The organism is Ferdinandcohnia salidurans (assembly GCF_042680725.1).
Classification (GTDB): domain Bacteria; phylum Bacillota; class Bacilli; order Bacillales; family Bacillaceae_L; genus Ferdinandcohnia; species Ferdinandcohnia salidurans.
Genome location: NZ_JBHUEK010000026.1, coordinates 31,545 through 44,363, shown reverse-complemented (window position 1 = coordinate 44,363; position 12,819 = coordinate 31,545). Strand labels below are relative to the sequence as shown.

The following is a 12,819-nucleotide window of genomic DNA, read 5'->3' as shown; positions in this document are numbered from 1 at the left end:
GATAAATGATGGAAATTAAGATTTCGCCACATTTAAAGGAACTTGTTCCTGACTTTAAAGTAGGAATTATTCAATACGATCATATCGAAGTTGGCGATTCTCCACAAATGATTCGTGGCAGATTACAGACCTTTCAAGAATCGCTTTTTTTTGATTTAGAGGACAAACATGTAACTGATTTTCAAGGAATCGCTGAGTGGAGAGAGATTTTTAAGCAAGCAGGTACAGATCCAAATCGATATCGTCCATCTGTTGAGGCAATCTATCGTCGGATTCAAAAACAAAACTATTTGAACTCCATACACTCCGCTGCTGACTTAAACAATTTCTTTTCGATGCAGTATGAAATACCAATAGGGATTTATGATTCAAATAAAATCAACGGAGATATTGAAATCCGTGTGGGACAACTAGGTGACGAGTATTTAGGGATTAATGGGAGAACCATTTCGTTGAAGGATAAAATTTTATCCAGCGATGAGACAGGAGCATTTGGAAGCCCTTATGTCGATTCCGAGAGAACGGCTGTAACAATCGAAACTAAACATGCCATTCAAATTGTGTATTTGAAGCCATCTCTACAAAATAATAGCTGTGAAAAATTACTGACTTCCCTAGGTGCGATGTTCACACAAGTACATGGTGGCTCGGCTGAGTCCTTTTTAGTTGTGTAAAATCTGTACAAAATAAAAAACGCAACACTTCGTTTATCTAAGAAACGAAACACTGCGTTATATATGTATGGAGCGGGTGATGAGAATCGAACTCACGACATCAGCTTGGAAGGCTGAGGTTTTACCATTAAACTACACCCGCACATAGATATTAAGTTTATTAAGTATTCAGTACGTCTTTCGGGCCTTACATGCCTCTTCCTCTGCCAGATGATTCAAGATGTAAATGCGTCGAGGCAACTCGCAGCAAATTCATTGAAGCTATGCTCGTGGCTGAGGTTTTACCATTAAACTACACCCGCACATTTAAAATAATATGAAGTTCGTTAATCAATTATGTGATTATTATAACAAGTTTGTAAATGATGTGCAATAGGTTTTGTAACTTTTTGTCGAAGTTTTTTTACCAACTGACTACTTGACTTATTATATACACCTCATTATTATTTTGCAATAGCAATATCAAAATTATTTTCACCATATTTACATAGTTAACGCTACACCCCACATTAATAATTTTTATCAGAATAATAATATTTTTTTAGGACTGCCTGATTCCTTCATGGCAGCCCTTTTTCTTTTCATAAATTTGTTTTGACTTTATAGATGTTTAGGAGTAGATTCATATGTATATTCAAATAATCAGATATTCTATTATTCAGAAGGAAGGATAAACATGCTACATAAGTGGGCTTTTTCAGGGAGATTTAAAGGGTATTCGGTTCATTCTTTACAAAAGGATCTTATTTCTGGCGTTGTTGTTGGGATTATAGCAATTCCTCTTGGAATGGCATTCGCGATTGCTTCAGGCGTCAAACCTGAATATGGGATTTACACGACCATCATCGCGGGTATTCTTATTTCACTCTTTGGAGGCTCCAAATACCAAATCGGGGGACCAACTGGTGCCTTTATTCCGATATTATTTGGAATTGTCGCAACCTATGGATTTGAAAATTTATTAATTGCTGGTTTTATGGCGGGTGTACTTCTATTCTTAATGGGTATTTTTAAACTTGGTTCTTTAATCAAATTTATTCCACGACCGGTTACCATTGGATTTACATCAGGAATTGCCATTATTATTTTTGTTGGGCAGATACCAAATTTTCTAGGCCTCGATAAGATTGAGAAACACGAACTTTTTTTAGATAATATGAGAGAAATTATTTTTCATATTCGTGAGATTAATATTTATAGCATTCTAACAGCAACGATTTGTTTAGTAGTACTTGTGTTAACTCCAAAGCTCTTTCCTAAAGTACCTGGTTCATTAATCGCTTTACTTATTTCTACTGGTATCGCGACTATTTTTTTCCCATCTCAGGTCGCTACGATTGGGTCAACATTTGGGGATATTCCTAGCAAACTACCAAGCTTTCAATTTCCTGAGATCACATTTGAACGAATCAAACAGTTGATTCAACCCGCATTTGTAATTGCAATGTTAGGGGCAATTGAATCTCTTCTTTCTGCAGTTGTTGCTGACGGAATGACAAATAGTAAGCATAATAGTAACCGTGAATTAGTTGGACAGGGAATTGCTAATATGGTTACCCCTTTATTTGGTGGAATTCCAGCAACTGGTGCCATTGCAAGAACGGCCACCAACATTAAAACGGGGGCTGTATCACCTTTTTCAGGTGTCATACATGGTGTCGTTGTTTTGCTTGTCTTACTTTTATTTGCACCATATGCTTCAAAAATTCCTTTAGCAAGTATGGCCCCAATTATTATGCTGGTTGCTTGGAATATGAGTGAACGCCGTGTTTTTTATCATGTGCTACAAACAAAAACGGGAGATTCTCTTGTCCTCGTTGTCACCTTTTTACTAACAGTCTTTATGAATCTAACTGTTGCGGTTCAGGTAGGCCTCATTCTAGCAGTTGTACTTTTTACTAAGCGAATGAGTGATATAATAGTAACGGAAAAAGCTTTGCCAAACCCAGAATCAAAACATGAAAAAGTAGATAGTCGTGTTGTAACTGATTCTCATGATTGTCCACAAATAAGTATTTATAATGTGGAAGGACCTTTGTTTTTCGGAGCTGCTCAGGCTTTTGAACAACAGATTATGAATTCAATCAATTACAAACCAAAGGTTCTTCTTCTACGACTAAGCAGGGTACCTTTCATGGATACAACGGGAGAAGGTCGATTAGCTAGTATTGTTCAGGATTTTTCAAAGCAAGGTATTGTTTTAATTTCAGGGATCAAACCACAACCAAAAAGCGTTCTTCATAAAACAGGTTTATATGAGGTAATCGGAGAGGAAAACTTTTTTGAGCATACAGGCGATGCCATTGATTATGCACTGACCCAGATTAACGACAATAAATGTTTGGGTTGCAGACACTTTGCTTTCAAAGAATGTCAGGCTCTCTCCGGAATCCAGGGAAAAGTAGTGAAAAGCAGAGGTATTTCAATGAGTTAATGTAGAAAGTGAGGTAAGGTAGTGAATTTAGAAATGCAACAATTCAAGGCTGACTTTTTTAAAGCTCTCGCACATCCATTGCGGATCCGTATTCTAGAGCTTCTTGCTGAGGGAGATAAAAATGTGAATGAAATTCAAACCCTTATTGGAAGTGAAGGGTCAGCCGTGTCCCAGCAACTAACTGTACTCCGTGCTAAAAATATTGTCTATGGAACGAAAGACGGCAATCGTGTTATATACTCACTTAGAGACCCAATGATTGTGGAACTTCTTTCGGTGGCAAAACAGATTTTTAATAATCATCTTGTGGATACTATTTCACTACTTGATAAAATCGGGGAAAATGAAAACTAATAGAAAACGGCTAAAATGATTGAACCCATTTTAGCCGTTTTTTTTAATTTACTTAACGAGTGGGAAACCGAATCCAGAAGCGATGTCATCACCATTTCCGGCATATTGTCCGGCAGTGATATCGTTGCTCTTTGCACGATTTTGCAATTCGGTTCTTAATTGTAGGTTTGTCATACTTGGATTTTCTGCCCATATTTTTGCTGCTAACCCTGAAATATGAGGTGTTGCCATTGATGTACCGCTGATTGTGTTGTACGTACCGTCACTCCAAGTTGATTCAATGGCACGACCTGGTGCTGATAATTCCACATCTCTTTCTCCAATCACAAAATCACCATCAGTATCTGGATTTCCTCTTGAAGAAAAATCGGCAACACGGTAGGAATTATTTTGCAATACATTCTCTAAGGCAGCTACTGCAATCGCATTATGAAGTCCTCCTGGAAAACCAATTGTATTCGGTGCAGGCCCCTCATTTCCTGCAGCTGCAACGACTAAAGCTCCATTGTTAACAGCATACGTGACAGCATCCGCAATTAAGGAATCCTTGGAGCTTGAACCTAAAGACATTGAGATTACGACTTTCACTCCGTTTTTCTTACCTTCGTCTGCAGCATGGCGAATGGCAGCAGCAATATCATCAGAATAGCCGAAGCCACTGTTCCCTAATACTCGATAGGCCCATAGCTTTGCGTCAGGCGCAACTCCATATATTCCATTACCACTGCCTCCATTGGCTAAAACAGTTCCCGCTACATGTGTTCCGTGTCCGTTTTTATCGTTACATGACCCATCAATTATTGGAGATTTTCTTTGGGTAAAATCCTTGCATTGCTCAACATTGGCTTGTAAATCTGAATGATTAACATTTGTGCCAGTATCTAAAACTGCTACTCTAATATTGTCTCCACCATCTGTTGAGGCAATTTGTGGGTCATTATAGATTGCTTCGATTCCCCATGGGGTGCGATCAGAAGGTACCACTTCTCCTCCCGCTTTTGGTTTTGTAGCAATTGAAATTTGATTAACAAGCTCTATCTTTACATTTTTATTTTTTAATAAGGCATTATACTGTTTTTCATTAACAGTTGTTGTGAAGCCCTTTGATTCAAAATCCCAACGTGCACCATAGGTAGACTTTAGTTTTGATTTATCATTTTTATTGAGTGGTTGAATTAATACGCGCAATTCATTGTTCGAGGACTCGTTCTGTTCGGGAGCAGCAAACACTCCAATAGCTAAAAGAGAATAAAACATAACCGCAATAAGGAAAACTGATAGTAGCTTTGAAATTGATTTCAAGAACATCCCTCATTTCTATATTATGTAGATAATGAATGGAATCAGTTTCAATAATCTTGGGTTAAATTGAAGTTGGATAAACTAGAAGGAAAATTGGCAGGAAGAATAACAACTTGTAACTTTTCACCACCTTTTACTTTTTTGAAGGTTTCGCTTCTTTATTATAATAGAAACCCTTACATCTTTCATTGGTACAAAAGCACGTTTTTAAAATAAAATATCAGGGATAATAGAACTAAAAAAAGGCAAGTTCATATCGAACTAACCTTTAATCTTGCAAATATTCATCACCAAAATTATTGAGAATAAATCTTCTTTCTTCAGTTTCATTCAATAAGCCATATGCTTTCCCAATGGATCCGTTTTGATAGTCCCAAAAATAATTATGATCATCATCGGCTCGACTGAAATCTCCATTTTTCCATCGTTCCGCAATTGCTAAGAGCTCTTCTTTTCTAGCAAAATCACTTTTGGAAATGATATCATATATCTCATTGATGGTACTTGGAATCATCGGTGTTGCACCCCATTTATCATCGGCTTTTACCTTTTGATGGGTCATATGATGCATCACTTTAATTACTTCATGTTCTTTCGGTGTTTCGCTTATATTCAGTTCGTATGTGATACCACCAATTTTCTTAGTCTGTTCCTTAAACTCATTCACATTACTGGATTCCTGCTTTGATGACGAGGCTGCTTTTTGATCATCATCACTGTCGAACATATTAAAAACACTAAACATCAAACCTACTGAAACGGCTATTATAACCACAAAACCTATTATCCAGAATTTCATCATTTCCCCCTCTAAAAAACACCATATTCTTACTTTTAAGTATTATGTATCCATTTTCCATATTAGCATAAAATAATCGGTTAAATGGCGTTATTTGCATTAAGTGAGGTATTAGAATAACAAAAATAGGTAAAAATACCTACAAACAAGTCGGAGGTTTATATTATTGAGTCTTGGAGCTTGGGCTTATCTATTATTATTTATTTCAGGATTAGCAATTTTAGGAATTGTATATTGGAAAGTTAGGTCAGGCCGTCTTTTTATCCTTTATTTTACTGTAGCTGGTACTACCCTTTTATTCGATTACTTTGTATATCTTTGGGGTAAAGCTTATGTTTATAAACTAGGTGTGTTAGACAATGAATTAGATTCACATTTAGGTGCAATGGTTAATGGTCTTGTGCTCCCTTCGTTTGCAGTCTTATTTGTCGTTTTGAGGTGTAGGTGGTACTGGAGCATTCCGTTGGCACTATTTTTCACCCTTATTGAACTCATTTTTACAAAATGGGGTATATTTGTAACGTATTGGTGGATCCCTTGGTATACTGTTGCTGGTTTAGCTATTTATTTCCCTATTGCTAGACTTTGGTGGGTACATTTAAAAAAGAAATGGATTCAATTTGGAACGTTGCTTTTATCGTTTTATGGAATATTTATTCCTCTACACTTTTTGCTCCACGCAGTTATTGATTTGAGAACCTACCATATCGAATGGTTGGAGCAAGTACATCGAGGTAGTGTTCTGCCATCACAACAGTCACTGGTCTTGTTTTTGCCATTTTACTTGCTTTTTTAAGCATTGTTAATTCAAGAAATGGCTGGTATTTTATTATTATTGTTTGCTATATTGCTTATGATATAGTGTTGAAAATGATCGGTGTTGTGAAGGCTGAACATACGGTTCTAGATTATGCATTAAGCTTTCTTACCTTCTTCCTTGGATATCTGTTTGTAAGGTATGCAGATAGAAAAATCAAAGACCTTAAAAAGGATACCTTGACTAGGATTTGATACAATAGATGAAAAGGCTTGGAGGAGAATAAGTTGGACCAATTTATGAAACGGGCAGTTGAACTAGCCTTACAAAATGTAAATGAAGGTGGACAGCCTTTTGGTGCAGTTCTTGTAAAGGATAACGAGATCATATCTGAAGGTGTAAACGAATTGCATAAAATACATGATGTCAGTGGACATGCTGAATTGCTTGCAATTCGTCGTGCACAAGAAAGGTTTCAAACGAATGAACTATCAGGCTATACGATGTATGCCAGTGGTGAGCCATGTCCGATGTGTATGACGGCCATGTATTTTGCTGGAATTGAAAAAGTGTACTTTTGTCAATCAGTTGATGATGCTGTAGAAGTAGGATTAGGAAAGTCTACATTTATTTATGAAGAATTAAAGAAACAAAGAGAAGAACGCACTCTCCAAATGACACAAATGAAGTTGCTGAATGGGCAAGAAAACCCGATGTTACAATGGAAGCAAAATTGATAAGTTATGATTATGCCTGTCCCCGATAATTAAAGCTGTGGACAGGCATTTTTTTAAAGTTTTTTAGTTAAACATATAATTCGATTCGCTTCTTGAAATCCATTTCTTAAGTGAAAATTCAAGCTTACATTATTCTCAAGTTCAACGTCACTTGCAAATTCTTTACACCCTTTACTCTTTGCCCATTTTTCACAAGCCGATAAAAGCTGTTTAGCAACACCTATCCTCCTGTATTGTTCTTTTACAAAAATACCTTCAAGATATCCTACAGGGCTGCTTTCAGTTCCCTCAACATAATCTATTCGTAATTGACATTGAGCAAAACCAATTGCAACATTCTCTGCCTTAGCTAAAAAAATAATCGCCTTTTGGTCAAGAATTAGCTCAGAAAACTCACTGGTTAATTCATTTTCTACAATATCTGGCCATAACAGCAATGCAAGTTTCGTAATAGCTTTTACATCATTATCAGTAGCCTTTACTATTTCCATAATTCCTCCTTTAGTTTCTACTATCTTGAACGTCGGCTATAATCACGTTCGATTTCTTCCTTCCAGCTTCGGTCTATTTTCTTCCCGCTTCGCAAGTTTGTGACTGCCTCACTTACCATTTGATAGTTCAATTGTGTTCCTTGTTCGTCTGCATGGTAGTCAACGGCATAATCCTCATCAATCCCAAACTGTGCTGCAGTTGAAACCGCATCAATATTTGCACCTAAAAACATGAATTCCCATCCATATTTCTCTTTTTGGTACTGAACCATTTTTTTGATTTTATCTGCTGTAAATTCACGGCTTGCATTTTCCATTCCATCTGTTGTAATTACAAATAGTACTTTTTCAGCTCGTTCATTTTTGCTCGTGTGTTTTTGAACATTGTTTATTTTTTGGATTGTAAAACCGATTGCATCTAATAATGCAGTGGTACCACTAACCTCGTAATCTTTTTCAGTGATTGATGAAATTCCCTTCACATTGATTCTGTCATGCAATAATTCATAATCGTGATTGAATAAGACTGTGGTGACAAAAGCTTCCCCTTCTGCCTTCTTTTGTTTCTTTAGCATCGAATTGTAACCACCAATTGTATCAGCTTCAAGTCCTGCCATTGATCCACTCTTATCTAAAATAAACACTAATTCTGTTTTCATCTTGTTATCCTCCGTTCGTATTTGATTACATCGTAAGGATAACAAGATTTGGAACAATGTTGGTCGCTTCAAAAGCGACATTTTTAAGCACCTAATAATGGCTGGTCGAACATAAATAAAGCTTCATTGATTTCATGAATATTATATTTTGCTTGTTTAATAAAGAATTCAATGATAACGTCAAATTTGCTGCTATGGGTCAATGTGTAACCAGCGGCAGACAATAAATGAATGGTTTCATCAACGTCTAATTGTAATGCAATCGCAAAGGCAATCGCTGTTTTCTTTTTAGGGGCGTAGCCTTCATCTTTGCGAATTTTGGAGAACAATCGACGATCAATATTTGCTCGCTTATACGTTTCAGCATCAGTCATTCCTCGTTCATCAATTAAACGAAGGAGTCTTTCGGAAAATGATTCATCTAATTGGTTGACGATATCAGCTAAACTGCTATCAACCTGAAGGCTTTCTTCGATTTCGTAGAGTTCGAGTTCGTCCGTTTCTTCAATTGGTTCGGCATTATAAAGTTCATTGTTTCTAGCACGGCTAAATGTCGTTTCCATTTCATCTACATAGTGTTCGTCTATATACTGGTTTATGGAAGCAAACAACTTTTTACTAACACCAAAAGATGCTTTATCAAAAACGACGAGATAGACAACCATCTCATTGTCCATCAAATATGAGCTAATCGTCGATACCGCGATTTGTAGAGCTTCTTCTTTTGGGTAACCATAGATACCTGTTGATATCAGTGGAAACGCGACGGATTTGCATTTATGCTGATTAGCAAGCTCTAATGATTGTGTATAAGAGGATTGTAAGAGCTTTGCCTCTTTCTTAGAACCCCCTTGCCAAATCGGCCCAGGAGTATGGATGATAAATTTTGCTGGCAAATTAAAAGCATCAGTGATAACTGCATTTCCTACTGAGCAGCTACTAATTTCATCACAAGCTGCTTGGAGTTCGTCTGCACCCGCAGCATGAAATATCGCTCCACACACACCTCCACCCATCTTCAGCTCTGTGTTCGCAGCATTCACGATCGCATCGACCTTCATCTTCGTAATATCATTCCGAACAATCTCCAACGGCATGACAATCTGCTCCTTTCCCTTAGAAACCGGCCTTGTGGGTCACGGGGACAGGTCCATTGTCCCAAAATAAATAAAAAATGGGACGAGGTACCTGTCCCTCTGTCCCATTATTTTACTATAAATCTTATCCCTTAGGGAGTAGTTGTATTTCCATTGGCTCTGCGTCTTTGCTATCAAATTCTATAACGGTTTGTCCATTGGAAGCGGATAAGATACGAATTCGGTCATCGGTTGTTCCTAACTCCCATTCCCCTTCAATCGTTATCTTCATTTGCTTCATTTTACTTTCGGAATGGCGCCATGTCCGTGAATAAATACTTACTTCTTTTTGTACGCCATTTTCATCATATTGGTCCTCTTCAATCCCTTCATAGAGACGTAGATCAGGATCGACAGCACTTAAGAAGAGCTTCTCGCCTTCCATTTTTGTCATTACCATGGATGGAGTATCAGCAGCTTTCACAATTCCATGCTTAATAGCATTATTAACCTCAAATAACGCATATCCAGTGATTCCAGTTGCTTGGTCATGGACAATATGTGCATTCCGGTCTTGTTGTAGAACATGATAAGGAGCTAGATCAGCGTTTTCCATGGCCTCAGCAAATGCCTTCATTTCCTCAGCTTTTGTTTTAACCAGTACAGCATATTGATATTTTCCATCTTTAGGAGCATGACCATGATCAATCCATGCTGTTGAAAAGGTTCCTGATGTTTCTGAACCATCTTTTTGATCCTTAGACTGCTGTTCAGATCGACTAACTGCAAGTGTTTGTCCTGCAGGTACATAGAATCCATTATCCTTATTATCGATTAACCATGCATTATCTGAAAGTGTAAGATTATCTCTGTAAGGGAAATTTGTAATCTCCCCAGTTGATGACATCCAGACTGGTTCATTATCTGCTTTCATATGATTTTGGAATAGCGTGGTTTCTGTCGGATACTCACTATTCTCATTCTCAATGTCAGATCCAAGTGCAACAATCCGATTGTCAAAGAAGAAATAAGATTTTCGTGCACGATGAGTCTCATCATATTTTGGATGCTCATGGAGCTTCATCGCAAACATACCGTTTTGCCCTTGTAAACCGAGGCTACCCGAATACGTTTCGTCAGATAACAACATTTCCTCAAACCCACTAAATTCGTCAACGTTTCGTACATCTGAACGTAATTTATCAAGTGGCAAATGAATCGTTGTTGTTCCAGGCCAACGATTCCAATCCCAACCTTCTTGGACATAACCGCTATCCTTATGATTATATGAACCCATTATTTGCATTTGACCATAGGACATATAACGACCATATAGATTGGCGTTTTGATAGGTTTCATTCCCCCATAAATAACGACTATATCCTTTAACACCTACAAGCCAATTATCACGGCGATGTATACCAAGATTTGCATAGTTCATGGACCAATATCCATTTGGATCTTCCTCTGCTGCAACTCCTAACTTCTTAAACTCACGTACCGTCGCATCTTCCTTATCAGCTAGTCTCAAGTATGCGGCAGCTACCTCACGATCAATTTCCTCTTTCCCATCCGGTGTTCCTGCTAATGCCATATATCTATAAGGAGGCAAGACCAATCCTTGAGTTCCAGTTGGGTGGCGCCCCGCTACACTAATTAACCACTGCGTTTTATTAGAATACAAACGCATCGACAGCAAGGCTTTTTTCAGTGTTTCATGGGCATCTTCTGCAACCCTAAAAGGCGAATTTGAAAGTACATACATAATCGGTGTAACACCTTTAAACGCATCATTAGCATATGCAGGATAATGGTTTGCATGGTGATAAGCAGAACCATCCTTCTTAAATGCAGCATCTAATCCTTTTGCAGGTCGAAGTCCTTGAGATAACCATGCTGAAAAACTATCCATATCTCGTATCTTTTCCACTGAATCCTCTTGAACTAGGATGCTAGCAAGCATTCCATTTAATGTCGTATTTAAAATATCAATATTCCCTACTACGTCTTCCTTAGGAGTATATATCTTACCTGCACCACTCAACCAAAATATCGTTTTTTGGGTTCGTTCTAAGCGATCAGCTTCATGTAACACGTCCCGCATAAGGAAAGCGGATGTATAGAAGCCGCGAATGTTATATCCAAGGTGATGCATGGTTCCCTGCGAACTGCCATCAATCCAGCCTTGATCTGCCAAATGATCTGCTAAATCTATGTACATTGTCTTTAGTTCATTTTTTTCATTTTCATCCTCTGTAGAGAGGTACGTATTCGCAACTACTTGCATAAAATCAGTGTATTTTCTAAGATCAACTGTATTGCTTAAGTTTTTGAAGTCCTCTTTTAGTGGTGCCGGAATTTGGTCAAAATGCGGCATGAACAAGGAGCCCCCACGGATACTTCCTTCATCGGTGCGATTTATACCGAATGAGGCATATTCGTTACGAATATCATTTAGCAATGACTCTGTTACTTTTTGCTTTTTGAAAACTAATTCTGTAAACTTCTCTTCAATAGCACGAATACCTGCTATTGCAGAATCTGAAATTTCTGATTGAGGTTCTGGTGGTGTTAATCTCGAATAGTGCAGCAAGCCGAGCCAGTGACTATTTGCGGCTTCCATAACAGCTGGATTCACAAACGGTACTTGCCGGTCTGGTGTGTGATGACGTGGATCAAGAGGTGTGGAGAGCATCATCGAGTCAAAATATAGGGTGCCTGATTTAGATTCTGGTGCAACAATTGTCATCCGATTCATTTGAGGATGTGGCGTCCCTTCCATATCACGTTCAAAGGAAACCCAAGCAGTACGCCAGCCCGTAAAATTAAGATCCATTTCAAACCAGCTATCCACCTTATTTCCTCTACCAAATTGGAAGGTTGCAACATCGTCTACAGGTTTTTCATTATAAACCCAGACAACAAAAGTATCGATCGATTGGTCCTGATTATTTTCAACAAACGGTTTAAAGTTAATCTTTTCTTTTACCGTGAGTTTTGACCCATTATGAAAATTCCATTTCAATGCCTGTCGTCCATCCTTCGAGTGCTCATCTGTGATTTCAAGTGTTCCCTCTTTGGAAGTAAAGGTCTTAGGGATACCATCTTCAAACAAAAATAATGGAATTCCGAGTGCTTTAGCATCCTGTTCCATCTGGTAAGCCCTTTTTACTAAAACCTCTTGGTTTGATTCCTCCTGAATCACTTCCGCATGTACCTTTGAAACCTGTGGTTGTGGCCCAAGGACGACTAGTGGCATCGCCAAAGTAGCTGTTAACGATAACGCGATGACTTTTTTCCCATACCCTCTCTTTGTTAAGATAGGTGCTGTTAGCTTGTCTATTTCTCGCTGAAACTGTCCCTGGTATTCATTCTTTAATTTCTTCACCCATACTCTCCCCTTTCAACACTAATATGTAAAACGCTTACATTTATTAATGTTAAATAAAAAGCAAAATAAAAAAAGGTGAAAAGATTATACCCCCTCCAAAAAGGATAGGTACATTTTCCTATGCCGATAAAAAACAAGGACAAGG

11 protein-coding genes and 1 tRNA gene are annotated in these 12,819 nt (G+C 37.9%); 5 read left to right on the top strand and 7 right to left on the bottom strand.

Annotated elements, in window-relative coordinates:
* Nucleotides 1-8 precede the first annotated feature (8 nt).
* Nucleotides 9-674, top strand: coding sequence for a B3/B4 domain-containing protein (locus ACFSFW_RS18430; RefSeq protein WP_304214756.1), 666 nt, complete (start codon nucleotides 9-11; stop codon nucleotides 672-674).
* Nucleotides 675-742: 68 nt separating this feature from the next.
* Here the strand turns inward: ACFSFW_RS18430 and ACFSFW_RS18425 are convergent.
* Nucleotides 743-816: transfer RNA gene (locus tag ACFSFW_RS18425), tRNA-Gly, on the bottom strand.
* 534 nt (nucleotides 817-1,350) lie between these two features.
* Between ACFSFW_RS18425 and ACFSFW_RS18420 the strand changes: the two genes are divergently transcribed.
* Together ACFSFW_RS18420 and ACFSFW_RS18415 are read left to right on the top strand one after the other, a co-directional pair.
* The gene (locus ACFSFW_RS18420; protein WP_388040412.1) at nucleotides 1,351-3,108 is read left to right on the top strand and encodes a SulP family inorganic anion transporter; all 1,758 of its coding nucleotides are present in this window, start codon (nucleotides 1,351-1,353) and stop codon (nucleotides 3,106-3,108) included.
* A 21-nt stretch (nucleotides 3,109-3,129) separates the two neighbouring features.
* Nucleotides 3,130-3,462, top strand: a complete 333-nt coding sequence (locus ACFSFW_RS18415; RefSeq protein ID WP_099353283.1) for an ArsR/SmtB family transcription factor — start codon at nucleotides 3,130-3,132, stop codon at nucleotides 3,460-3,462.
* Nucleotides 3,463-3,510: 48 nt separating this feature from the next.
* On the opposite strand, the gene ACFSFW_RS18410 is transcribed toward ACFSFW_RS18415, so the two are convergent.
* Together ACFSFW_RS18410 and ACFSFW_RS18405 are read right to left on the bottom strand one after the other, a co-directional pair.
* Nucleotides 3,511-4,764 carry a S8 family peptidase gene (locus ACFSFW_RS18410; protein ID WP_388040410.1) on the bottom strand — a complete coding sequence of 418 codons (1,254 nt, stop codon included), beginning with the start codon at nucleotides 4,762-4,764 and terminating at the stop codon, nucleotides 3,511-3,513.
* A gap of 268 nt (nucleotides 4,765-5,032) precedes the next feature.
* The gene (locus tag ACFSFW_RS18405) at nucleotides 5,033-5,563 is read right to left on the bottom strand and encodes a DUF6241 domain-containing protein (protein WP_388040408.1); all 531 of its coding nucleotides are present in this window, start codon (nucleotides 5,561-5,563) and stop codon (nucleotides 5,033-5,035) included.
* Between the two features lie 166 nt (nucleotides 5,564-5,729).
* Between ACFSFW_RS18405 and ACFSFW_RS18400 the strand changes: the two genes are divergently transcribed.
* Nucleotides 5,730-6,359 carry a hypothetical protein gene (locus tag ACFSFW_RS18400; protein WP_388040406.1) on the top strand — a complete coding sequence of 210 codons (630 nt, stop codon included), beginning with the start codon at nucleotides 5,730-5,732 and terminating at the stop codon, nucleotides 6,357-6,359.
* A 248-nt stretch (nucleotides 6,360-6,607) separates the two neighbouring features.
* Nucleotides 6,608-7,057, top strand: a complete 450-nt coding sequence (locus tag ACFSFW_RS18395; RefSeq protein ID WP_388040404.1) for a nucleoside deaminase — start codon at nucleotides 6,608-6,610, stop codon at nucleotides 7,055-7,057.
* Nucleotides 7,058-7,110: 53 nt separating this feature from the next.
* Here the strand turns inward: ACFSFW_RS18395 and aac(6') are convergent, their stop codons facing one another.
* The 4 genes from aac(6') to ACFSFW_RS18375 all read right to left on the bottom strand — a co-directional run bounded on the left by aac(6') (nucleotide 7,111) and on the right by ACFSFW_RS18375 (nucleotide 12,671).
* The gene (aac(6'), locus tag ACFSFW_RS18390; RefSeq protein ID WP_388040402.1) at nucleotides 7,111-7,548 is read right to left on the bottom strand and encodes an aminoglycoside 6'-N-acetyltransferase; all 438 of its coding nucleotides are present in this window, start codon (nucleotides 7,546-7,548) and stop codon (nucleotides 7,111-7,113) included.
* Between the two features lie 20 nt (nucleotides 7,549-7,568).
* Nucleotides 7,569-8,207 (bottom strand): vWA domain-containing protein, encoded by a 639-nt coding sequence (locus ACFSFW_RS18385; protein ID WP_388040400.1) that lies wholly within the window; start codon nucleotides 8,205-8,207, stop codon nucleotides 7,569-7,571.
* An 83-nt stretch (nucleotides 8,208-8,290) separates the two neighbouring features.
* Entirely contained in the window at nucleotides 8,291-9,304 is a 1,014-nt protein-coding gene (locus tag ACFSFW_RS18380) for a macro domain-containing protein (protein ID WP_388040398.1), read from the bottom strand.
* Nucleotides 9,305-9,428: 124 nt separating this feature from the next.
* Nucleotides 9,429-12,671, bottom strand: a complete 3,243-nt coding sequence (locus ACFSFW_RS18375; RefSeq protein ID WP_388040396.1) for a chondroitinase family polysaccharide lyase — start codon at nucleotides 12,669-12,671, stop codon at nucleotides 9,429-9,431.
* Nucleotides 12,672-12,819 lie beyond the last annotated feature (148 nt).